Below are 21,885 nucleotides of genomic sequence, written 5' to 3' on the forward strand. Positions count from 1 at the left end.
CACTCATGCCTTCGCCACCAGATCGCGCAGCAGGGTGCCCATGTCGGTGGCGGCCAGCCGGCCGGCCTCCAGGACCTCCTCGTGGTTGAGCGGCTCGCCGGTGATGCCGGCGGCCAGGTTCGTCACCAGCGACAGGCCGAACACCTCGGCGCCGGCCGCGCGGGCGGCGATCGCCTCCAGCGCGGTGGACATGCCGACCAGGTCCGCGCCCATGGTGCGCAGCATCCGGATCTCGGCCGGCGTCTCGAAGTGGGGGCCGGGCAGCGCCGCGTAGACGCCGTCCTCCAGGTCCGGACGGATGGTGCGGGCCACGTCCCGCAGCCGCGCCGAGTACAGGTCGGTGAGGTCCACGAACCGGGCCCCGACCAGCGGCGAGCGCGCGGTGAGGTTGAGGTGGTCGCTGATCAGCACCGGCTGCCCCACGGACATGCCCTGGCGCAGGCCGCCGGCGGCGTTGGTGAGGATGACGGTGCGCACGCCGGCGGCGGTCGCGGTGCGCACGTTGTGCACCACCGGGTCGACGCCGTAGCCCTCGTACAGGTGGGTGCGGCCCAGCATGATCAGGACACGGTTGCCGCCGATGCGCAGCGAGCGGATGGTGCCGCCGTGGCCGACGGCGGTCGGCGCCCGGAATCCGGGCAGTTCCGGCATCGGCACCTCGTGCTCGGCCTCGCCGATCACGTCGGCCGCCGGCCGCCAGCCGGAGCCGAGGACCACGGCGACGTCGTGCTGGGCGATGCCGACGCGCTCGACGAGCGCCGCCGCGGCGGCCGTCGCGAGCGCGTCGGGGGTGATGGAGTCTTCGCTGATACCGGTCACACCGGCGACTCTAAATCACCCTCAGCCGGTGACCCGGAATTGCTCGGCGATCTGCGTGAACAGGCTCTTGACCTGGCTGTCGCCGTGGCTGACCGGGGCCTTGGCGCCGACCACCCACAGGTCGTCGCCCTTCACCAGCACCATGGCGATGGTGAACTGGATCGACCCGGGCTGCTCCTGCTGGTACTGGATCTCCTGGCCGTCGGTGAAGCCCTCCACCTGGATCGGCGTCCTCGCGAGGACCTTCGCCGGCTGGTCCTGCACCGCCGTCAGGTACTTGTCGACGTCGGTGAACTGCGGGAAGCGCTGCACGGACAGCTCCTGCACGCCGTCCGGGCTGATGAAGAACACCTGCGCGCGGCCCGGCAGGAGGTCGGTGTTCGGCCGGGTCTGGATGAACTGCTGCCAGTCGTTGGGCACGTCCAGGCCGAAGCCGCCGCCGGAGCCGCCCGCGCCGCCGGTCGTGATCACGGCCTTGGCCTGCACGCGGGTGGTCGCGATCTTGGTGGCGCTCGGCGTGGTGGACGGGCTGAGGGTGCCGGCGAAGGCCACCGTCGGCGGCAGCAGCGACTGGCCGCCGAGGAAGCGCGTGAGCACGAATCCGCCCGCCAGCGACAGCACCACGATCACCGCCGCGACCAGCGCCAAGACCGCCGTTCCGAGCTTGCCGCGACGCCGCCGCGGCGCGGGCGGGGGGCTGACCGTGAACGGCAGCGGGCCCGGGTCGCTGGCCAGCGGCGTGTCGGTCGGCGCGATCGGGGCCTTCGGCGGCGCGAACTGCTTGGACAGCGAGGCGGCGGGGCGGCGCGGCCGGGACGGGGGCGGCGGTGTGCTGCCGGGGTCGGGAATCGGGAACAGCCCGGTGCCGGGGTCCGACAGCAGCGGGCGCAGCCGGCGGCGCACCTCGGTCAGCGCCATCCGGGCGTCCGGGTCCTTGACCATCAGCCCGGTGACGATCGGCTCCAGCGCGCCGGCCCTGGTCGGCCGCGGCACGTCGCCGTGCACCACCTCGGTGACGGTGTCCAGCGGGTCGTCGTCGGCGTCGTACGGGGGCACGCCCTCGACCACCGCGAACAGGGTCGCGCCGAGGCTCCACAGGTCGGCGGCCGGCGTCACCGCCTGGCCGGAGGCCACCTCCGGCGCGATGTAGGCCGGCGAGCCCAGCATGATGCCGGTGCTGGTCATCGTGCTCTCGGCGACGTTGCGGGCGATGCCGAAGTCGGTGAGCTTGATCTGGCCGCTGTAGCCGACCAGCACGTTGCCCGGCTTGACGTCACGGTGCGTGATGCCGGCCCGGTGCGCCGCCTCCAGCCCGGCGGCGACGGCGTCGGCCACGGCGGCGGCCTGCGCGGTGTTCAGCGGACCCTGCTGGCGCACCACCTCGGCCAGGCTGCGCGACGGCACGAGCTCCATCACCACGAACGGCTCGCCGTCCTGGCGCGCGATGTCGTGCAGCGTCACCACGTTCGGGTGGGACAGCACGGCGATCGCCCGCGCCTCCCGCAGTGTCCGTTCGCGCAACGCGTCTGCCTCTCCGGCCGGGATGCCCGGCGGCAGCAGCACTTCCTTGACGGCGACCTTGCGTTGCAGGAACTCGTCGTAGGCGGCCCACACCGTGCCCATCGACCCGTTGCCCAGGACGTGTTCGAGCCGGTACCGGCCGGCGATCACGCGGGCGGGCGGCGGGGGTTCCGGCGTGGACATGCCGGTCATTGTCCACGAATCGCGTCGGGCCGGTTCTCCAGGCCCGGCGCCCGCAGTCCGTCAAGGACGACTGTCGCGAGAGGATCGTCGTCCCGGGCGCCGGGGCGGCAGACCACCAGGCCGAGAAGGTCAGTGACCGCAGCGGTTTCCAGGTCGGCACGCAGGCTGCCCTCGGCCTGCGCGCCCTCGACCACCCGGCCGAGCACGGCGTGCAGCCGCTCGGCCGGCCCGGCCACGACGGGGTCGTCGGTGGACACCGACTTGAGCATCGCCAGCGGTTCGCGGACGGCGTCGCGCACGTAGCCGAGCAGCACCTCCCAGCGTGGCAGGTCGGTCGCGGCGGCCGCCTCGACCTGGGCGGCGAGCCGGCTGACGACGTCGCAGGTGATCAGCGCGAGCAGCCCGGCGCGATCGGGAAAGTGCCGGTAGAGCGTGCCGACGCCGAGGCCGGCGGCCTGGGCGATGTCCTCCATGGACCCCGAGCAGCCGGTGTCCATGAAGACGCGCGTCGCCGCCCGCACGATCAGCTCGCGGTTGCGCCGCGCATCGGCCCGCACAAGTCCTCCCAAGAAGTGGAATTCCGGATTCACCTTACGCTAGGGTCGGTAACCGGAATCCATGATTCATGTTAGGGGGAGGCAATGCGACTCGGGGTGTTCCTGAACAGCGTCGACCGGACGCTGGAAGACCTGGTCGAGGAGGCTGCGGCGGCCGAGGTCGACGCCGTCTACGTCAACGAGACGGTCGGCTGGGACCCGGTGACGCTGGCGGCGCTGATCGGCGCCCGCGTACCGGGCGTCGACATCGGCACGGCGGTCACCGTGACGTACCCGCGGCACCCGGCGGCGCTGGCTGCCGCGGCGCTGTCCGCGCAGGCCGCGACCGGCAACCGGTTCGTGCTCGGCATCGGGCCGAGCCACCGACCAGCGGTGGAGGAGCGCTACGGCGTCAGCTACGACCGACCGGCCACGCACATTCGGGATTACCTGACGAAGCTCCGGCCGCTGCTGCACAACCCGCCGCACATCCCCGATGTGCGGCCGCCGAAGCTGCTGATCTCCGCGCTGGGGCCGGTCATGCTGGGCATCGCCGACGAGCTCGCCGACGGCACGATCCTCGTGTGGACGACGGCGAAGGGCGTCACCGAACTGGTCGCACCTCGCTTGCACGGCAAGGAGATCGTGCTCACGGCGATGGTCGGCGTCACCGACGACGCCGACGCGCTGCGCCAGCAGATCGCCACCGAGACGTCCGCGGTCGGCGACCTGCCCAACTACCGCAGGCACCTCGACCGTCAAGGACTGACCAGTGTGGTGGAGACGGCCATCATCGGCGACGAAAAGGTCGTGGCGGCGGAACTTCGTCGACTCGAGGAGGCCGGCGTCACCGAACTGCTGGTCAGTGTCGCCGGCCCCGAACGCGAGCGAACGTTGGCCGCACTGAAGGGTTAGCCCTGCGGCTCCCGCCAGATCGGGTAGAACAGGGGCCCGCCGGGCGGCCCGTACGGCTCGCCGGCGTCCACGAAACCGTGCCGCCGCCACAGCCGGAGGCTGGTCGGGGAGCTGGCCTCGCCGGAGCAGGGGATGCCGTCGGCGTCCAGCCGCCGGAAGTGCTGGCGGGCGATCGCGCTGCCGAGCCCCTTCCGTTGCGCCGACGGCAGAATGCCACAGAACTGCCAGTGCAGGTGCGGCGCCGAGTCGGCGCCGTTCGCGCCGAGCAGCTCCATGATCTCCTTCAGCCGCAGGAAATCCTCCTCGTCGAGGGCGGCGAACCGGTCCAGGAACTCCTCCGGGCTCTCGCCGCCCTCGGTCCGGAACCACAGCGACGCGGCGGTTCGGTCATGGGCCAGATACACCTCGCCGTCGGCGAAGGCGGCCTCGGTGAACGCGCGGAAGAACTCGGGGTGCAGCTCCCGGCGGCGCTCGCCGCCCGGAAACACCCACGTGCTCACGGGATCGTCCTGGAACGCCTCGGACAGCACCCGCGCGACGACGTCCACTTCGGACCGCGAGGCCGGCCGGATCACGTCCTCCACGGCTCAGTCCGCCTTTCCGATGCCGGCGTACACCTCGGGCTTGCGGCCGCGCAGCACGGAAGCCCGTGCGAAGCCGGCAATGCCCGCCAGGACGAGGATTCCGGGCAGGATCCAGCGCAGCGGCGAGTCGCCGGCGGTGCCGAGCAGCACGTCGAAGTTCCAGATGATCAGGACGAAGATCACCAGCAGGAACACGGTCGCCAGCGCCGGCGCGACGGTGTGCCGCCACGGCGTCTCCTCGTGCTGCCGCTTGCGGAAGAAGCCGATGACCGACACCGACACGGCCGCCATCACCAGCACCACGCCGGTCGACGCCATGGTGCCCAGCCAGCTGAACAACTCCGTGAACGGATCCCGGCCGAAGGCGGCGAAGACCGCCACCACGATCAGCCCGAAAGCCGTCTGCAGCAACGAACCCGCGGCCGGCGCGCCGGTGCGGCGGTTGGTGCGGGCGAGCACCTCCGGCAGCACTCCCTCCCGACCCAGCGCGAAGAAGTAGCGGGCGATGGCGTTGTGGAAGCTCAGCAGCGACGCGAACTGGCTGGTGATGAACAGGGCGTAGGCGACGCTGGAGAACAGGCCGCCGAGCCGCGTCGCGGTGAGGTCGAACAGCAGGCCGGGCCCGGACTGCTGGGCGGCGCCGATGATGTTGGACGGTCCGGCCGCGTCGGCCATCGCCAGTGCCGACAGGGCGTACAGCATAGCGGTCAACGCGACGGCGAGGTAGGTGGCGCGGGCGACGGTCTTGCGCGGATCCCGGGCCTCCTCGCTGTAGGTCGCCGCGCCCTCGAAGCCGGTGAACACGGCGATCGAGAACGCGAACACGGCGCCGACGCCGGTGGTGAACAGGTTGCTCGGCGCCAACGGCGCCAGCGACGGGGCTCCGCCGCCGTCGGGCGATCCGAGCAGCGTCACGACCGTCACGACGATCACCAGGCACTCCAGCACCAGCAGCACGCCGAGCACCTTGGCGTTCAGGTCCACGCGCAGCACGCCCAGTGTGCCGATGACCAGCGCGATCACCAGCGCCCACAGCCACCACGGCGTGTCCATGCCGAGCAGCGGGTTCAGCCAGTTCGACAGCGACCAGCCGAACAGGCCGTAGATGCTGATCTGGATGGCGTTGTACGCGACGAGCGCCACGAACGAGACCGCGACGCCGCTGGAACGTCCCAATCCGTTCACGACATACGGGTAGAAAGCGCCGGCATTGGTGATGTATCTGCTCATCGCGGCATAACCGACCGCGAACAGCGCGAGCACCGGCGCCAGCAGCACGAAGGACAGCGGCACGCCCATCACGCCGGTCACCGCGTACGTCGCGGTCACGCCGCCGGCGATTGCGTAGAGCGGGCCGGAGGCGCCGACTACGAAGAACAGAATTTGCACGACTCCGAGGCGCGGGCGGGCAAGGCCGCGTTCCCGCAGCGGTGTTCGAGTGGCCACAGATTTCCCCCAGGGGCAGTCATCCCACCATTGGCGGCCGATCGTAGCCATTCGACAGCGGATCACGCAGCCGCTAGTTTTCCCGTGCGTGCCCGCCGTGAACTCCCGTCCGCCCCTGGTGGAGGCCCTGTTCTACCTCGCCCACGACGAGTTCACGGGAAAACCGCAGGTGGCACGGCCGGCCCTGGAGATATGTTTGTCGGGCGCAATTATCTGCGATCTATTGTTCACCGGGCGGATATCTGTCAACGGCGGATGCCCGATCGTCACTGGAAAACACGGCCGCGACGCCGACCGGGCATCGGCCGCCGTGGTCGCCGAGATCGCCGCGGAGCCGGTCGCATATCCGCTGCGGGAGTGGATCGACCATCTGCGGCCGGCCGTCGTCGACATGGTGGTCGACCAGCTCGCCGAGGCCGGCCTGATCAGCAAGATCGCCGAGCGCGGGCTGCTGCGCCGGACCTTCCGCTACCCGCCGGTGGACCTGCTCGTCGCGGCCGGCGGGCGGGCCGAGATCCGGTCGGCGGTGCTGGGACCGGCCAAACCGGACGTCTACAACGTGAGCCTCGCGCTGCTGGCCTGGCAGCTCGGCCTGGACGACCTGTGCGAGCCGCAGCTGGACCGCCGGCAGTTGCGGGCCTGGCTGGACCGCGCGGCGAAGCCGATGCCGCCGGCCGCCGCCGAGGTGCTGGCGGCCGTCGAGGCGGCGCTCGTGGCCTCGGTGTACGGCGGCGACCGCCGTTGAAGCCTTCCGCCGGGCCGGTGGCTCGGGTTTGATCGAGGACGTGACCTTGGTGATCGGTGTCGACTCGTCAACGCAGTCGACGAAAGCGCTGGTGGTCGAGGCCGAGACGGGCCGGGTGGTCGGCGAGGGGCGGTCGCCGCACCCCGAGGGCACCGAGGTCGACCCGCAGGCGTGGCAGGTCGCCTGCGATCGTGCGATGGCCGAGGCCCGCGGGAACGTGGCCGAGCCGATCGCCGCGATCGCGGTCGCCGGCCAGCAGCACGGGCTGGTCACCGTGGACGCCGACGGCCGGCCGGTGCGGCCCGCGCTGCTGTGGAACGACACCAGGTCGGCGGCCGAAACCGAGCGGTTCGTCGCCAAGCACGGCCCCGAGCGGCTGGCCGAGCTGACCGGTTCGGTGCCGGTGCCGAGCTTCACCGTGACCAAGCTGGCGTGGCTGGCCGAGCACGAGCCGGCGGCCGCGGATCGGGTCGACCGCGTGATGCTGCCGCACGACTTCGTGTCCTGGCGGCTGGCCGAGCCGGGCTCGGAACCGGCGACCGACCGCGGCGACGCGTCCGGCACGGGCTATTTCTCGCCGCACACCGGTGAATGGCTGCCGGACCTGCTGTCCGAAGCCTTCGGCGGCCGCACCCCCCGGCTGCCCCGCCTGCTGGGACCGGCCGAATCCAGCGGGCGCACCACGGACGGCATGCTGATCGCCGCAGGCACGGGGGACAACATGGGCGCGGCGCTCGCGCTCAAGGCGGGACCCGGCGACGTCGTCGTGTCGCTGGGCACCTCGGGCACGGTCTTCGCCGTGACCGAGAAGGGCAGCGCCGACGCGACCGGGTTCGTCGCCGGCTTCTGCGACGCGACCGGCCGCTACCTGCCGCTCGTCTGCACTTTGAACGCCGCGCGGGTGCTGACCGCGACGGCGGCGCTGCTCGGCACCGACCTCGCCGGCCTGGACGCCCTTGCGCTGCGCGCCGAACCGGGCTCCGGCGGCCTCGTGCTCGTGCCCTATTTGGACGGTGAGCGGACGCCCAACCTGCCGGACGCCTCGGGCACGCTGACCGGCATTCGCCGCACCAACCTCACGCCGGAGAACATGGCGCGCGCGGCCGTCGAGGGCATGCTGTGCGGGCTGGCCGACGGGCTCGCCGAGCTGCGCCGGGTTGGCGTGCAGGCCCGGCGGGTACTGCTGATCGGCGGCGCCGCGCGGTCGGCGGCCGTGCAGGCCGTCGCGTCCGGGTTGTTCGACGCGCCGGTCGAGGTGCCCGAGCCCGCCGAGTACGTTGCGCTGGGCGCGGCCCGGCAGGCGGCGTGGGCGCTGTCCGGCGCGGCCGAGCCGCCGGACTGGCCCGTGCACGCCGAGGCGCTGCCGCCGACCGGCGGCGGGGCCGAGGTGCGCGCCGCCTACACGGCGGCTGTCGCGCAGATCCACGGCCACGTAGGCTGGTGATCAACAGGCTGAGGAGGCGGTTCATGGCCCGGGTGACTGCGTTCGTCACCGTGCTGGTGTTCGGCGTGCTGTTCGCGGCCCCCGCGTTCGGGCAGACCACACCCCAGCCCGGCCCGTCGCTGAACCCGCCGCAGAACCAGAGCCTGTCCGACGACGCGCGGCAGAAGCTGATCATCGCGTTGATCGTCATCGTGCTGTTCGCGATCGTCTGGTACGGCCGGCGGATCCGGAAGAAGCGTCAGAAGAGCAGCTGATCCCGTTTCCCACGATGTGGGACAGTTGACCGTCCGCAGACGAATTCATGATCATCAACCGCGGGTCGGCTACAGCCAGGCATAACTTTCCGCGACCCGCTGCACCGTTCGTCGCAATCTGGCTGCCGGCTGGCCCTGAAGGGACGAAACTCCAGCGAGCGGCCAGCACGCTTGGTGCAGGATGGTTGGGGTGAGAGACCCCAAGGCCGCCTGCCGTTCATCCGTTGAGCGGTACGCGGACGCGCTCGTGGGCCTCTCCAGGAGCATTCACGCCGAGCCCGAGCTGGCCTATCGCGAGCACCGCAGCGCCGCCAAGGTGGCCGATCTCGCCGAGCGCGAGGGCTTCCAGGTGCAGCGCGGCGTCGCCGGGCTGGACACGGCGTTCACCGCCACGTACGGCGACGGAGACCTGGTCATCGGCCTGTGCGCGGAGTACGACGCGCTGCCCGAGGTCGGCCACGCCTGTGGGCACAACATCATCGCCGCCGCCTCGACCGGCGCCGCGATCGCGCTGCGTGACGTCGCCGACGAGCTGGGCGTAACGATCAAGCTCGTGGGTACCCCGGCCGAGGAGTCCGGCGGCGGCAAGGTCCAGCTGTTGGAACGGGGCGTGTTCGACGGCGTCGGGCTGGCCATGATGGTGCATCCCGCGCCGTACGAGGCGGTCGCGTCGCCCTCACTGGCCATCGTCGACCTCGAGGTCGAGTACACCGGCCGGGCCTCGCACGCCGCGGCCGCGCCCGAACTGGGCGTGAACGCCGCTGACGCGCTGACCGTCGCGCAGGTCGCCATCGGCCTGGCCCGTCAGCACCTGGAGCCGAGGCAGATGGTGCACGGCATCGTGACGCACGGCGGGGCCGCGCCCAATATTGTGCCGGCCCTGGCCTCTGCCCAGTTCTACCTGCGCGCGGCAGACTATGAGTCGTTGCGGCGCCTGGTCGACCGGATCCAGGGTTGCTTCACCGCCGGCGCCGTCGGCACCGGGTGCACGCACGAGGTGAGACAGATCTCGGCGGAGTACACCGAGCTGGCGCCGGACCCGTGGCTGGCCGACGCGTACCGCGCGGCCGTGACGGAAATCGGCCGTACGCCGATGAGTCACGAAGACGAGCTGCTCCGCCTGACCGGCAGCACCGACATGGGCAACGTCACCCGAGCGCTGCCCGGTATCCACCCATCAATTGCGATCGACTGCGGAGACGCGGTGAACCACCAACCGGAGTTCGCCGCCGCCTGCGCCACACCGACCGGGGACCGTGCCGTGCTGGACGGCGCGCTCGCGTTGGCGTGGACGGCGGTGGCCGCGGCGACCAGTCCCGCCCAGCGGGACAGGTTGCTGGCCGGTGTGGCCAGCCGCGTGGCACGCGCTGGAGGTGCGGCGTGACCGTGCTGGACTCGCGGCCCGAACTGCCCATGGAGGGCGACGGCCGCCGGCACGACGAGAAGTCCGACGTGCTGATCACCGATTCCGGGGTCAGCATGTCCGACGTGGCGGACTTGGGCGTCGGGCGCGGCCCGGCCTGGCTCGACGAGTGGCTGGCCTCGGGTGCGGCCGACGTCGTGGCCTGGCGGCGGCACATCCATGCCCACCCGGAGCTGTCCCGGCAGGAGAACGACACCACGGAGCTCGTGGCCGAGGTGCTCCGCTCGGTGGGTCTGCACCCGACCGTGCTGCCCGGCGGCACCGGCCTGATCTGCGACATCGGCACCGGCGAGCGCTGCGTGGCGCTGCGGGCCGACATCGACGCCCTGCCGCTTCAGGAGAACACCGGCCTGGCCTTCGCGTCCGTCAACGACGGCGCCTGCCACGCCTGCGGCCACGACGCCCACACGGCGGTCCTGCTCGGCGCGGCGCTCGCCCTGGCGTCCGCGCCGGAGCTGCCCGGCCGGGTCCGGCTGATCTTCCAGCCGGCCGAGGAGTCCATGCCCGGCGGCGCGCTGGACGTCATCGCGGCCGGCGGCCTCGACGGCGTGGACCGGATCTTCGGCCTGCACTGCGACCCGCGGCTGGAGGTCGGCCGCGTCGGCACCCGCGTCGGGGCCATCACGTCGGCCGCGGACCTGCTGGAGCTCAAGCTCACCTCGCCCGGCGGGCACACGTCGCGGCCGCACCTGACCGCCGACCTCGTGCACGCCCTCGGCACCGTGATCACCGGCCTGCCGGCGCTGCTCAGCCGGCGCGTCGACCCGCGCTCGGGCACGGTGCTGACCTGGGGTGCGGTGCACGCCGGCCAGGCCGCCAACGCGGTGCCGCAGGACGGCCTGCTGCGCGGCACCCTCCGTACCGGCGACCACCGGGTGTGGAACGACCTGGAGCCGCTGGTCAAGGACCTCGTGCAGTCCCTGCTGTGGCCCACCGGCGTCGGCTTCGAGCTGGAGCACCGCCGCGGCGTGCCGCCGGTGGTGAACGACGCCGAGAGCACGGCGGTGCTGCGCGCCGGCATCGAGGCGGCGCTGGGCGAGGACGCCCTGGCCGGCACCGAGCAGTCGTCCGGGGGCGAGGACTTCGGCTGGTACCTGGAGCACGTCTCCGGCTCCTTCGCCCGTCTGGGCGTCTGGTCCGGTGAGGGCCGTCAGTACGACCTCCACCAGCCCACCTTCGTCCTCGACGAACGCGCCCTCCTCGCCGGCGTCCGCGTCATGGTCCACACCGCCCTGACCTCCCTCGCCTAACCCCCGCGAGTCGCGCTCTCAGGCACACCGAATGTAGGTTTCAGGCAGTTATCCACACCCTGTGGGAGTTATCCACAGTCTGTGGAGTGGGGCTTTCGGCAGCGTGCCGCCGGCGGCACCGTGGATCCGTGATCGAACTACCGAACGGACTCCACGGCGCCTACCGGCGGCGCGACCTCATTGCCGCAGTCGGCCGCTATCCGGTGCGCACCGCGACCGAGCAGGGCCAACTGGTCGCCTTCCACAGGCATGTGGTGGTGCGTAGGGACCTGGCGAACCAGTTGCGCACCCGGGCCGCGGCCGCACTGCTGCTCGCCGGCGAACGAGCGGTGCTGACCAGACACACGGCGGCTCGAATGTATGGCTGCACCGCCGCCGACTTCGCCCCGATCGACGTTCTCGTGCCCTATGTGCGGCGCATATCCAGGGTGCCGGGAATCGCCGTCCACAATGGCACCTTCACCGAGGACGACGTTGTCGAGATCGATGGCCTGCGGCTGCTCGCGCCCGATCTGGTGCTGGCCGACCTCCTCTGTCGCGCGCGCCGGCCCACCGCCCTGGCCTGCGCCGATCAGATGCTCGGCGGACTGCCCGAGGCCCAGCGGCCCGGATTTCGTGACTCGGTGTCGCGGGCGATCAGCGCCCGTGAGGACATTCGCGGCACGAGGCAGGCTCGACTGTTGCTCGACCTGGCGACCGGGTTGCCGGAATCGCCGTTCGAGAGCCATCTGCTGCTGATGTTCTACGACCGTGAGCTGCCGGTGCCGGTTCCGCAGTATTCGATCACCACGATCGACGGCCACGAGTTGTACCGGCTCGACTTCGCCTGGCCCGAGTACCGGCTCGCCGTCGAATACGACGGGTATGCAGCCCACGCCGAGCGGAAGGATCGAGACCGGGCCCGTGACGCGGACCTCGCGGGGCGGGGCTGGCTCGTCATCCGTGCCACGATCGACGACCTCATGGCGCCGTTTCGGCTGGTCAGCGAGGTTCGAGAGGCGCTGGCCAGCCGCCGGTTGTCGGCCTGAGGCTTACATTCGGTGTGTCTGAGAGCGCGACTCGCGGGGGTTGGTCTAGCCGGTGATGCCTCGGCAGGGGCGGGTTCTCAGGTCGTTGACGTAGTCGTCGGGGGCGCCGGCGGCTTCGGCGGCGTCGGCCACTACGCCGAGGTAGCGGGCGGAGGGGAGGCCGCCCTCGTAGGCGTCGAGCACGTAGAGCCACGCCACGACGGTGCCCTCCAGGGTCTGGGCCCGCAGCCTGATCTTCTTGTACAGGCCGAGCGAGCCCTCCCAGCGGTCCAGCCTGGCCTCGTCCCGGGGGCTGACGTCGTAGAGCACGACGAAGACCTGCGAGTCGGGGTCCTCGACGATGGTCGCGAGCGAGCCCTCCCAGCCGAGATCCTCGCCGCCGAAGGACAGGCGCCAACCGGCGAGCCACCCGGTCCCCGCCATCGGGGAGTGCGGGGCTCGCTCCATCATCTGGTTCGGGTCCATGTTGGATCCGTACGCGGCGTAGAGCGGCACGACCGACAGCCTAGCGACCGATGTGATCAGGGGTCGGGACGCCGAGCGCTCGGCGCGTGAGGATGTAAGTTCGTAGCGCCCGCGGACAGGCGTATTGGGAGGAACCCGGTGACCCGGATCGTGATCATGGGCGGTGGCCCGGCCGGCTACGAGGCGGCGCTGGTCGCCGCGCCGCACGGGGCCGACGTGACCGTGGTCGAGCGGGACGGCCTCGGCGGCGCCTGCGTGCTCTACGACTGCGTGCCGTCCAAGACCTACATCGCCTCCGCCGGTGCCCGCTCGGCCTTCCGCAACGCCGGTGAGCTGGGCATTCGCACCGAGAACTCGGAAGCCGCGGTGGACGTGCCGGTCGTCCACGGACGGGTGAAGGGGCTGGCACTGGCCCAGTCCGCGGACGTGCGGGCGAAGCTCCAGCGCGAGGGCGTGCGCATCATCACCGGCACCGCGCGGTTCTGCGACGACGCGCCGGGCCTGGCCCAGCACCGTGTCGTCGCCCACACCGCCGACGGCGGCACCGAGGTGCTGCCGGCCGATGTGGTGTTGATCGCCACCGGGGCCACCCCGCGCGTGTTGCCGGGCGCGGTGCCCGACGGCGAGCGCATCCTGGACTGGCGGCAGATCTACGACCTCACCGAGTTGCCCGAGCACCTGATCGTGATCGGCTCCGGCGTGACCGGTGCGGAGTTCGCCTCCGCCTACACCGAGATCGGCGTCAAGGTCACCCTCGTCTCCAGCCGGGACCGGGTGCTGCCGCACGAGGACGCCGACGCCGCCGCCGTGCTGGAGGACGTGTTCACCGAGCGCGGCAGCGAGATGGCCAAGCACGGCCGCGCCAGCCGGGTCGAGCGCACCGAGAAGGGCGTCAAGGTCTACCTGGAGGACGGTCGCACGGTCGAGGGAAGCCACGCCCTGATGACCGTCGGCTCCGTGCCCAACACCAGCGACATCGGCCTGGACAAGCTCGGCATCGAGCCGGGCGGCGGCGGCTTCATCCCGGTGGACCGGGTGTCCCGCACCTCGGTCAGCGGCGTGTACGCCGCCGGCGACTGCACCGGCGTGCTGATGCTGGCCTCGGTCGCCGCCATGCAGGGCCGCATCGCCATGTGGCACGCGCTCGGTGAGGGCGTGCAGCCGATCCGGCTCAAGACCGTCGCCGCGAACGTCTTCACCAACCCCGAGATCGCCACCGTCGGCATCAGCCAGCAGGCGATCGACTCCGGCGAGGTGCCGGCCCGCACGATCATGCTGCCGCTGGCCACCAACCCCCGCGCCAAGATGGAGGGCCTGCGTCGCGGCTTCGTGAAGCTGTTCTGCCGTCCAGCCACCGGCGTGGTCATCGGCGGCGTGGTGGTGGCGCCCTCGGCCAGCGAGCTGATCCTGCCGATCGCGCTGGCCGTGCAGAACCAGCTGACCGTCGAGCACCTGGCCCACACGTTCTCGGTGTACCCGTCGCTGTCCGGCTCGATCACCGACGCCGGCCGCCAGCTGATGCGGCACGACGACCTCGACTGAGGCCAACTCGCTTGAACGCCTGAAGCCCCGAAAAGGTTGCCCCTGACCAGGCGCAACTTGTCGGATATCGCCACGTCTTTGTGGTGTCCGAGCAAGATGCCCAACGGGGGGATCGAGAAATGTTCCGCAAGATGATCGTGGGCGGCGTCGCTGCCGCCGCCGCCCTGACCGCGTTCGCGCCGGTCGCGCTCGCGGCCGACAACGACAAGCCGACCGTCCAGCTCAACGCCGGCAGCAACGTCAACGTGTACCAGTTCACCGGGGGCAACACGGCGTTCGGCAACTGCCCGAACGGCAAGGGCGTGTTCTCCTCGCCGGCACTGGTTTTCAGCGACTACCAGTACGGGCCGACCGACCACTACCACGGCAACGTCGCCGCCCGGGCGACGCTGAAGCCCGGTCTCCCTGTCACTCCCGGTACCTGGCCGCTGTTCATGACCTGTGGAGACAAGGAGGTCGACGCCGTTTTCACGGTGCCGGCGCAGACCACGCCGCCGCCCACCACGACGACGACGCCGCCGGCCCAGAAGCAGCAGACCGTGCAGCTCAACGCCGATACCGCTGCGCTGCCCGGTCGAACCAACGTGTACCAGTACACGGAGGGCAACGTCGCGTTCGGCTACTGCCCGGACAACGTCAAGGGCGTGTTCTTCTCGCCGGCGCTCTTCTTCAGCAACTACGGGTACACGCCGACCAACCACTACGACGGCAACGTCGCCGCCACCGCCACGCTCCGGCCGGGTACCAGTGCCGGCACCTACTACTTGGCGCTGACCTGCGGGGACAAGACCGTCACCACCAATTTCACGGTGCCGGCCAAGCAGGTCACCAAGACGCCGGTGGGCGCGCCGCAGACCGGTGGCGGAGCCACCGCCACCGTCGTCGAGTGACTCGTCCGAACGAATCCGTCGTCTGAGGCAACCCGTCGGCCACCGGCTTACGTCTGGTGGGTGATGGCGAGCCCATCATCGGTCGCGCCGTCGCGGCTTTCGTTTTGCAGGGGTGCACGAAAGCCACGGCGGCGCGACCAACACACCCGGAGCTCACCATGAAGAAGGCCCTGACCGGGCTGCTGCTGGCCCTCGCCCTCGCAACGGCCGCGTGCGGCGGCCAGCCCGCGCCGGAACCCTCGCCCGCGGCGGCGGCGACCACTCACGCCACCACCACAACCACCGATGCGCCCAAGCCGCCGTCGCTGGCGGCGTCCACGCCGGTGTCGGTGGACATCCCCAAGATCGGCGCGCACTCGTCGCTGGTGCCGCTCGGCCTCAACGCCGACCAGACCATCGAGGTGCCGCCGGTGAGCACGCCGATGCAGGCCGGTTGGTACAAGGAGGGCCCCACGCCCGGCGAGATCGGGCCGGCGGTGATCCTCGGCCACGTCGACGGGAACAAGCAGGCCGGCATCTTCTTCCGGCTGCACGAGCTGGCCGCCGGCGACAAGATCTCCGTCGCCCGCCAGGACAAGACCACCGCGACGTTCACCGTGCAGAAGGTGGAGCTGGCCCCCAAGGCCAACTTCCCGACCGACGCGGTCTACGGCAACACCAGCACCGCCGACCTGCGGGTGATCACCTGCGGCGGCGCGTTCGACAGCGAGGCGCACAGCTACGTGGACAACGTGATCGTGTTCGCCACACTGGACAAGGCCTGAGGGGCCGGCCAGAACCGGCCCCTCAGCACCATCACACCCAGTCGAAGGTCTTGGTGACGGCCTTCTTCCAGTTCGCGTACTCCGAGGCGCGGCGGTCCTCGTCCATCGCCGGCGCCCACTCCTTGTCCTTGGCCCAGTTCTGGCGGATGTCGTCCTCGCTCTTCCAGAACCCGACCGCCAGCCCGGCCGCGTACGCCGCGCCCAGCGCGGTGGTCTCCGCGACCACCGGCCGGATCACCGGCACACCGAGGATGTCGGACTGGAACTGCATGAGCAGCTCGTTGACGACCATGCCGCCGTCCACCTTCAGCGAGGTCAGCGGCACTCCCGAGTCGGCGTTCATGGCGTCGATGACCTCGCGGGTCTGGAACGCCGTGGCCTCCAGTACAGCGCGGGCGAGGTGGCCCTTGTTCACGAAGCGGGTGAGGCCGACGATCGCGCCGCGGGCGTCGGACCGCCAGTACGGCGCGAACAGGCCCGAGAACGCCGGCACGAAGTAGCAGCCGCCGTTGTCCTCGACGGACCGGGCGTGCTCCTCGATCTCCGCCGCCGAGCTGATCATGCCCAGGTTGTCCCGGATCCACTGCACCAGCGAGCCGGTGACCGCGATGGAGCCCTCCAGCGCGTACACCGTCGCGTCCGAGCCGATCTTGTAGCAGACCGTGGTGAGCAGCCCGTTCTCGCTGAGCACCTTCTCCGTGCCGGTGTTGAGCAGCACGAAGTTGCCGGTGCCGTAGGTGTTCTTGGCCTCGCCGGGCGACAGGCAGGCCTGGCCGAAGGTGGCTGCCTGCTGGTCGCCGAGGATGCCCGAGATCGGCACGCCGGCCAGCGCGCCGCGCTCGCGCACCTTGCCGTACTCCTCGGACGAGGAGCGGATCTCCGGCAGCATGGACAGCGGGATGCCCATGTCCTGGGCGATGCCGGCGTCCCAGGCCAGCGTGTCCAGGTCCATCAGCAGGGTGCGGGAGGCGTTGGTCGGGTCGGTGACGTGCACGCCGCCGTCGACGCCGCCGGTCATGTTCCACAGCACCCAGGTGTCCATGTTGCCGAACACCAGGTCGCCGGCCTCGGCTTTTTGCCGCGCGCCCTCGACGTTGTCCAGGATCCAGCGGATCTTCGGACCCGAGAAGTACGTCGCCAGCGGCAGGCCGGTCCTGGCCCGGTAGCGCTCCTGCCCGCCGCCGAGCGCGGCGAGCTCGTCGCAGATCTTGTCGGTGCGGGTGTCCTGCCAGACGATCGCGTTGTACACCGGCTTGCCGGTGGTCCGGTCCCACACCACCGCGGTCTCGCGCTGGTTGGTGATGCCGACCGCGGCGATGTCGCTGACGTGCAGGTCGGCCTTGGCGACGGCGCCGGCCGCGACCTCTCTGGTGTTGGCCCACACCTCCTCGGGGTCGTGCTCCACCCAGCCGGCCTTCGGGAAGATCTGGCGGTGCTCCTTCTGGTCGACCGCGACCACCCGGCCGGAGTGGTCGAAGATCATGCAGCGGGTCGACGTCGTGCCCTGGTCGATGGCTGCCACATAGGAGGACATGAATTCGCCTTTCCGGACTTTCAGGATGCGGGCAGAGCGAGGGCGAGCAGCGCCGCGAGCGCGCCGCCGACCAGCGGGCCGACGACCGGCACCCAGGAGTATCCCCAGTTGCCGTCGCCCTTGCCCTTGATCGGCATCAGGAACACGTACGCGAGTCGCGGGCCCAGGTCGCGGGCGGGGTTGATGGCATAGCCGGTCGGGCCGCCGAGCGAGGTGCCGATCACCAGCACCACGAACGCCACGCCGGCGTAGCCCAGCGCCGAGTTGCCGAACTGCGGGATGCCGTCCGAGCCGGCCTTGACCGTCGGGCTCTCCAGGATCCAGATGAGCAGCACGAAGGTGCCGATGATCTCGGTCACCAGGTTCCAGGCGACGCCCGGGATGCGCGGCGCCGTGGAGAAGATGCCCAGCGTGTTCTGCGGCTCGTCGTGCTTGTCGAACTGGAGCTTGTACGTCGCCCAGCAGAGCATCGCACCGATGATCGCGCCGGCCATCTCGCCGGCGAAGTAGAAGGGGACCTTGTCCCAGCTGACCTTCTTGGCGATGGCCAGCCCCAGCGTCACCGCCGGATTCAGGTGAGCACCACTCGGATTGGCGACACTCGCGCCGGTGAAGACCGCGAAGCCCCACCCGACGTTGATGAACAGGGTGCCGCCGTTGTTGCCGTTGGTGTTCTTGAGCACCGCGTTGGCCACCACACCGGTGCCCAACAGGATCAGCAGCGCGGTGCCGAGAGTCTCCCAGACGAAGATCGCGCCATAGCCCATAGCCACCTCCACGCCCGTCGACGCCGTTGGAAACGGGAAAACGGACGTTACTTAGCGGTACCGGTGCTGTCCATGGCCGAACGGCTCCACTGCCCGCCGAGGGCGGGTTGCAGGTAGCGTGATGATCCGTCGTATCCGACTCCTCGACCGGCGGGAGGCGAGTGGCGTGGCCACCCGGAAACCAGCAGCAGCTCCAGCGACACAGGTGGCCGCCTCGGCGGAGACCGGCCGACTCGGCCTCGCGGAGCGGGAGCGCGACTGGCAGCGACTGGGCTCGGAGACGTTCGACGTCGTGGTGGTCGGCGGCGGCGTGGTCGGCGTCGGCACCGCGCTCGACGCCGCGACCCGCGGCCTGAAGGTGGCGCTGGTCGAGGCCCGCGACCTCGCGTCCGGCACGTCCAGCCGGTCCAGCAAGCTGTTCCACGGCGGCCTGCGGTACCTGGAGCAGTTGGAGTTCGGGCTGGTGCGGGAGGCGCTGCGCGAACGTGAGCTGATGCTCACGCGGATCGCGCCGCACCTGGTCAAGCCGGTCAGCTTCCTCTACCCGCTCAGCCACCGGTACTGGGAGCGGCCGTACACCGCGGCCGGCCTGCTCATGTACGACACCATGGGCGGCGCCCGCTCGGTGCCGGGGCAGAAGCACCTCACCCGCGCCGGCGCGCTGCGGATGTTCCCCGCGCTCAAGCGGTCCGCGCTCATCGGCGGCATCCGGTACTACGACGCCCAGTCCGACGACGCGCGGCACACCATGACCGTCGGGCGCACCGCCGCCCACTACGGCGCCGTGGTACGGACGTCCACGCAGGTCATCGGCTTCCTGCGGGAGGCCGACCGGATCTCCGGCGTACGCGTGCGCGACGCCGAGGACGGTCGGGAGACCGAGGTCAAGGCCAACGCCGTCATCAACTGCACCGGCGTGTGGACGGACGAGTTGCAGCGGCTGTCCGGCAGCCGCGGGCGGTTCCGGGTGCGGGCCAGCAAGGGCGTGCACATCGTCGTGCCGCGGGACCGGATCGTCGCCGAGTCCGGGCTCATCCTGCGCACCGAGAAGTCCGTGCTGTTCGTGATCCCGTGGCGCAACCACTGGATCGTCGGCACCACCGACACCGACTGGAACCTCGACCTGGCGCATCCCGCCGCCACCAAGGCCGACATCGACTACATCCTCGACCACGTCAACACCGTGCTGGCCACGCCGCTCACGCACGACGACATCGAGGGCGTGTACGCCGGTCTGCGGCCGCTGCTGGCCGGCGAGAGCGAGTCCACGTCGAAGCTCTCCCGCGAGCACGCCGTCGCCCGCGTCGCCCCCGGTCTCGTCGCGATCGCCGGCGGCAAGTACACGACGTACCGCGTGATGGCCGCTGACGCCGTCGACGCCGCCGGGGCCGACCTGACCGGGCGGCTCCAGCCGTCCATCACCGACAAGGTGCCGCTCGTCGGCGCCGACGGCTACTACGCGTTGGTCAATCAGGCCGACCACCTCGCCACCCGGCACGGGCTGCACCCGTACCGCGTGCGGCACCTGCTCGACCGGTACGGGTCGCTCGTGCACGAGGTGCTCGCCGTCGCCGACGGCGATCCCGACCTGCTGCGCCCCTTGCCCGCCGCCCCCGACTACCTCCAGGTCGAGATCGTCTACGCCGCCTCGCACGAGGGGGCGCTGCACCTGGAGGACGCCCTCACCCGGCGGACCCGGATCTCCATCGAGTACCCGCACCGCGGTGTCGACTGCGCCGACCAGGTCGCTCGGCTGATGGCCGGGGTACTGGGCTGGGACGAGGCGCGGATCGCCCGTGAGATCGAGGTTTACACGGCGCGGGTGCAGGCCGAGCGGGACTCCCAGTCGGAGCCCAACGACCAGGCGGCGGATGCCCGCCGCATCAGCGCCCCCGAAGCCCGCGACCTCCGCGACCCCGTCGGCTGACCGGCTTTTCCGCCACATGCGCTTCCTACTTGGCCCTTGACGCCACATAGGAAGCGCATCTGGCGTCAAGGGCTGAGCGATGCCACATGCGCTTCCCATTTGGCAGCTGGTGACAAGTAGGAAGCGCATGTGGCAAAAGAGCTACAGGGTGAGGCCGACGGCGTCGTTCAACAGGGCGGTGATGTGCTGGTCGAGGCGGCGGTCGTCGGCGGGGGCGACGGTGCTCCAGGCGACGCCGCCGGGCTTGGCGCGGCGGATCTGGACGTAGCGGCCGCGCGGGGTGTCGAAGAAGCCGATGACGCGGTCGGGGCGGTGGCGACGGCCCCACTGGTCGCGGGCGGCGGCGCCGAACTGGCCGCGGCGGCGGACGTTGCCGACCATGGCGGCCAACTCGTCGGCCTCGTCGGGGGAGACGCCGTGGTCCCGCAGGATCCAGCCGAGCTCGTCGGCGGTCTCGGCCTCCGCGGCGGCGGCGTCGAGGTCGGCGCTGGGCACGGTGATGGAGTAGCCGGGACCGGCGGGCAGCTCGGGCAGCAGGGACAGCGCGGCGCGGGGCAGCGAGGAGACCTCGACGGGCGTCAGCGTCAGGCAGCCGTCGGCGAGGCGGGCGAGCACGGCGTCGGAACCCTTGGCGGCGACCAGGGCCCGCACGCCGCCGTCGAGCCAGAGCCGCGCGTCGAGCTCGCAGTCGGGCTGGTCGAGCAATCCGAGCAGGTCGACGAGGTCCTCGTCGATGCCCCGGGAACCGCCGACGAGGCCGCGGTCGGCCAGCGAGTCCCAGACGGTGCGGGTGATGTCCTCGCGTTCGACGTGCGTTTTCCCGGGCGACGCGACCTTGATCGCGAGCGGCATCTCGGGCAGCCGGAGGTGCTCCCACAGCACGTCGAACTCGAGCTCGGACAGGGTCAGCAAGTCAGAACCCGCGCTGGTGGGGTACGACGGGAGCGGTCACGACGGGCACGGCGTCGAACGCCCGCAGCGAGGCGGTGTTGGTGGCGGTGTTCGTCTCGTACGTGCTCATCACCTCGAACGCCCGCGTCGCGGCGGCGTCCTGGGCGGCCTCGATGACCTCGGCGTCGATCTGCCCGGTGAACAGCGCGACCAGGTTGCCGAGCCAGTCGGACGGCCCGGGCGGCGTCGGCACGGGCGGCGGCATGTCGGCCCGCGCCTGCGTGACGTAGTCGGCCTGCACCTCGGTGCTGACGCGCACGTTCTCGGCGTTGGCGTGGGCCTCGTCGGCCCACTTGGCCAGCTGCGCGATCCCGGCCATCGCCGACTCGGACGCGGCGCCGCTCCAGTGCGCGGTGGCGGTCCCGATGCCGGAGTTCAGGTCGCCGCTGATCTCCGACAGCGTGGTGGAGATCGCGCCCCAGCGCGCGGCGGGGTCGGCGGAGGCGGCCGCGCCGGGCCCGGCGTTGATCGCGTCGTACAGCTCCTGGTGGGTGTAGCCCCGCCACCGCACGCCGGTCATCAGCAGCCACCCTGCTGGATCAGCCTGGTGTTGTCCTGCTCCACGGTGTGGTACCCCTGCTCGACCTCGGTCAACGCGTCCAGCGCGCCCCGCAGCTGGCGCTGGTAGGCCTGCAACGCGTCCAGCGCGGAGTCACCGCCGGAGGCGTGGTTGTTGAAGTCGCTCGCGGCCTGCTGGCTGACGGGGTCGCCGGCCCACGGCCGGATCCGCACGTCCGAGATGGCCATCTCGATCTGCTGGTCCAGCTTCACCAGCGCGGTGGTGAACACCTTGCGCAGGCCGGGGATCGCGGCCGGATCGACCCGGAAGCCGCCCGAAGCCACCGCGGCCGGGTCGGGCGTCGTGGTCCGTTGCGGCACGAGTGACCTCCGCTGGTT

At 71.2% G+C, this 21,885-nt stretch carries 22 protein-coding genes; 11 read left to right on the forward strand and 11 right to left on the reverse strand.

Going from position 1 to position 21,885, the window contains the following annotated elements; all coding sequences use genetic code 11:
* Nucleotides 1-3: 3 nt before the first annotated feature.
* The 3 genes from BCF44_RS03665 to BCF44_RS03675 are packed head-to-tail and all read right to left on the reverse strand — an operon-like array spanning nt 4 to nt 3,080.
* Nucleotides 4-819, reverse strand: a complete 816-nt coding sequence (locus BCF44_RS03665; protein WP_211352866.1) for a purine-nucleoside phosphorylase — start codon at nt 817-819, stop codon at nt 4-6.
* 21 nt (nt 820-840) lie between these two features.
* Entirely contained in the window at nt 841-2,523 is a 1,683-nt protein-coding gene (locus BCF44_RS03670; protein ID WP_246014802.1) for a serine/threonine-protein kinase, read from the reverse strand.
* A 5-nt stretch (nt 2,524-2,528) separates the two neighbouring features.
* On the reverse strand, nt 2,529-3,080 hold the full coding sequence (locus BCF44_RS03675; protein WP_116172587.1) for a TetR/AcrR family transcriptional regulator: 552 nt from the start codon (nt 3,078-3,080) through the stop codon (nt 2,529-2,531).
* Between the two features lie 84 nt (nt 3,081-3,164).
* On the opposite strand from BCF44_RS03675, the gene BCF44_RS03680 reads away from it, so the two are divergent.
* Entirely contained in the window at nt 3,165-3,974 is an 810-nt protein-coding gene (locus BCF44_RS03680; RefSeq protein ID WP_116172588.1) for an LLM class flavin-dependent oxidoreductase, read from the forward strand.
* On the opposite strand, the gene BCF44_RS03685 is transcribed toward BCF44_RS03680, so the two are convergent.
* Complete coding sequence (locus BCF44_RS03685; protein WP_116172589.1) at nt 3,971-4,558, reverse strand: N-acetyltransferase; 588 nt, start codon at nt 4,556-4,558, stop codon at nt 3,971-3,973. The two genes, BCF44_RS03680 and BCF44_RS03685, sit on opposite strands and share 4 nt — an antisense overlap.
* 3 nt (nt 4,559-4,561) lie before the next feature.
* The gene (locus BCF44_RS03690) at nt 4,562-6,004 is read right to left on the reverse strand and encodes an APC family permease (RefSeq protein WP_246014803.1); all 1,443 of its coding nucleotides are present in this window, start codon (nt 6,002-6,004) and stop codon (nt 4,562-4,564) included.
* A gap of 88 nt (nt 6,005-6,092) precedes the next feature.
* Here BCF44_RS03690 and BCF44_RS03695 point away from each other — a divergent pair, with 88 nt between their 5' ends.
* The 6 genes from BCF44_RS03695 to BCF44_RS03720 all read left to right on the forward strand — a co-directional run bounded on the left by BCF44_RS03695 (nt 6,093) and on the right by BCF44_RS03720 (nt 12,148).
* Nucleotides 6,093-6,749, forward strand: a complete 657-nt coding sequence (locus BCF44_RS03695) for a GOLPH3/VPS74 family protein (protein WP_170217311.1) — start codon at nt 6,093-6,095, stop codon at nt 6,747-6,749.
* Nucleotides 6,750-6,777: 28 nt separating this feature from the next.
* On the forward strand, nt 6,778-8,193 hold the full coding sequence (gene xylB, locus BCF44_RS03700; RefSeq protein ID WP_116172591.1) for a xylulokinase: 1,416 nt from the start codon (nt 6,778-6,780) through the stop codon (nt 8,191-8,193).
* 23 nt (nt 8,194-8,216) lie between these two features.
* On the forward strand, nt 8,217-8,447 hold the full coding sequence (locus BCF44_RS03705) for a hypothetical protein (RefSeq protein WP_116172592.1): 231 nt from the start codon (nt 8,217-8,219) through the stop codon (nt 8,445-8,447).
* 190 nt (nt 8,448-8,637) lie between these two features.
* A complete protein-coding gene (locus BCF44_RS03710; protein ID WP_246014805.1) occupies nt 8,638-9,831 on the forward strand; it encodes a M20 family metallopeptidase in 1,194 nt (397 codons plus the stop codon).
* A complete protein-coding gene (locus BCF44_RS03715) occupies nt 9,828-11,120 on the forward strand; it encodes an amidohydrolase (RefSeq protein WP_116172594.1) in 1,293 nt (430 codons plus the stop codon). The genes BCF44_RS03710 and BCF44_RS03715 overlap by 4 nt, the downstream gene beginning before the upstream one ends.
* Before the next feature lie 128 nt (nt 11,121-11,248).
* Nucleotides 11,249-12,148, forward strand: a complete 900-nt coding sequence (locus BCF44_RS03720) for an endonuclease domain-containing protein (RefSeq protein ID WP_246014806.1) — start codon at nt 11,249-11,251, stop codon at nt 12,146-12,148.
* 45 nt (nt 12,149-12,193) lie between these two features.
* On the opposite strand, the gene BCF44_RS03725 is transcribed toward BCF44_RS03720, so the two are convergent.
* Entirely contained in the window at nt 12,194-12,643 is a 450-nt protein-coding gene (locus BCF44_RS03725; protein WP_116172595.1) for a gamma-glutamylcyclotransferase family protein, read from the reverse strand.
* A gap of 108 nt (nt 12,644-12,751) precedes the next feature.
* Between BCF44_RS03725 and BCF44_RS03730 the strand changes: the two genes are divergently transcribed.
* From BCF44_RS03730 to BCF44_RS03740, 3 genes are all read left to right on the forward strand, one after another.
* Nucleotides 12,752-14,155 (forward strand): NAD(P)H-quinone dehydrogenase, encoded by a 1,404-nt coding sequence (locus tag BCF44_RS03730; RefSeq protein WP_116172596.1) that lies wholly within the window; start codon nt 12,752-12,754, stop codon nt 14,153-14,155.
* A gap of 119 nt (nt 14,156-14,274) precedes the next feature.
* Nucleotides 14,275-15,045 carry a hypothetical protein gene (locus BCF44_RS03735; protein ID WP_116172597.1) on the forward strand — a complete coding sequence of 257 codons (771 nt, stop codon included), beginning with the start codon at nt 14,275-14,277 and terminating at the stop codon, nt 15,043-15,045.
* A 158-nt stretch (nt 15,046-15,203) separates the two neighbouring features.
* The gene (locus BCF44_RS03740) at nt 15,204-15,809 is read left to right on the forward strand and encodes a class F sortase (protein WP_116172598.1); all 606 of its coding nucleotides are present in this window, start codon (nt 15,204-15,206) and stop codon (nt 15,807-15,809) included.
* Nucleotides 15,810-15,840: 31 nt separating this feature from the next.
* Here BCF44_RS03740 and glpK read toward each other — a convergent pair whose 3' ends face one another.
* Together glpK and BCF44_RS03750 are read right to left on the reverse strand one after the other, a co-directional pair.
* The gene (gene glpK / locus BCF44_RS03745) at nt 15,841-17,343 is read right to left on the reverse strand and encodes a glycerol kinase GlpK (protein ID WP_116172599.1); all 1,503 of its coding nucleotides are present in this window, start codon (nt 17,341-17,343) and stop codon (nt 15,841-15,843) included.
* Nucleotides 17,344-17,363: 20 nt separating this feature from the next.
* A complete protein-coding gene (locus tag BCF44_RS03750; RefSeq protein WP_116172600.1) occupies nt 17,364-18,110 on the reverse strand; it encodes an MIP/aquaporin family protein in 747 nt (248 codons plus the stop codon).
* 121 nt (nt 18,111-18,231) lie between these two features.
* Between BCF44_RS03750 and BCF44_RS03755 the strand changes: the two genes are divergently transcribed.
* On the forward strand, nt 18,232-20,037 hold the full coding sequence (locus BCF44_RS03755; protein WP_116172601.1) for a glycerol-3-phosphate dehydrogenase/oxidase: 1,806 nt from the start codon (nt 18,232-18,234) through the stop codon (nt 20,035-20,037).
* 141 nt (nt 20,038-20,178) lie between these two features.
* Here the strand turns inward: BCF44_RS03755 and BCF44_RS03760 are convergent, their stop codons facing one another.
* The 3 genes from BCF44_RS03760 to BCF44_RS03770 are packed head-to-tail and all read right to left on the reverse strand — an operon-like array spanning nt 20,179 to nt 21,867.
* On the reverse strand, nt 20,179-20,949 hold the full coding sequence (locus tag BCF44_RS03760) for an ESX secretion-associated protein EspG (protein ID WP_246014807.1): 771 nt from the start codon (nt 20,947-20,949) through the stop codon (nt 20,179-20,181).
* A 1-nt stretch (nt 20,950) separates the two neighbouring features.
* A complete protein-coding gene (locus tag BCF44_RS03765) occupies nt 20,951-21,508 on the reverse strand; it encodes a PPE domain-containing protein (protein ID WP_116172602.1) in 558 nt (185 codons plus the stop codon).
* Nucleotides 21,508-21,867 carry a transcriptional regulator gene (locus tag BCF44_RS03770; RefSeq protein WP_116172603.1) on the reverse strand — a complete coding sequence of 120 codons (360 nt, stop codon included), beginning with the start codon at nt 21,865-21,867 and terminating at the stop codon, nt 21,508-21,510. The genes BCF44_RS03765 and BCF44_RS03770 overlap by 1 nt, the downstream gene beginning before the upstream one ends.
* Nucleotides 21,868-21,885 lie beyond the last annotated feature (18 nt).

Origin of the sequence: Kutzneria buriramensis (assembly GCF_003387475.1) — a bacterium.
GTDB classification, from domain to species: domain Bacteria; phylum Actinomycetota; class Actinomycetes; order Mycobacteriales; family Pseudonocardiaceae; genus Kutzneria; species Kutzneria buriramensis.

What these genes read in the sequence shown, in the direction of transcription:
- BCF44_RS03755 (WP_116172601.1), top strand. Translation starts at nt 18,232, where the DNA reads ATGATCCGTCGTATCCGACTCCTCGACCGGCGGGAGGCGAGTGGCGTG.
- glpK (WP_116172599.1), bottom strand. Translation starts at nt 17,343, where the DNA reads ATGTCCTCCTATGTGGCAGCCATCGACCAGGGCACGACGTCGACCCGC.
- BCF44_RS03740 (WP_116172598.1), top strand. Translation starts at nt 15,204, where the DNA reads ATGAAGAAGGCCCTGACCGGGCTGCTGCTGGCCCTCGCCCTCGCAACG.
- BCF44_RS03705 (WP_116172592.1), top strand. Translation starts at nt 8,217, where the DNA reads ATGGCCCGGGTGACTGCGTTCGTCACCGTGCTGGTGTTCGGCGTGCTG.
- BCF44_RS03750 (WP_116172600.1), bottom strand. Translation starts at nt 18,110, where the DNA reads ATGGGCTATGGCGCGATCTTCGTCTGGGAGACTCTCGGCACCGCGCTG.
- BCF44_RS03735 (WP_116172597.1), top strand. Translation starts at nt 14,275, where the DNA reads ATGTTCCGCAAGATGATCGTGGGCGGCGTCGCTGCCGCCGCCGCCCTG.
- BCF44_RS03680 (WP_116172588.1), top strand. Translation starts at nt 3,165, where the DNA reads ATGCGACTCGGGGTGTTCCTGAACAGCGTCGACCGGACGCTGGAAGAC.
- BCF44_RS03670 (WP_246014802.1), bottom strand. Translation starts at nt 2,523, where the DNA reads ATGTCCACGCCGGAACCCCCGCCGCCCGCCCGCGTGATCGCCGGCCGG.
- BCF44_RS03765 (WP_116172602.1), bottom strand. Translation starts at nt 21,508, where the DNA reads ATGACCGGCGTGCGGTGGCGGGGCTACACCCACCAGGAGCTGTACGAC.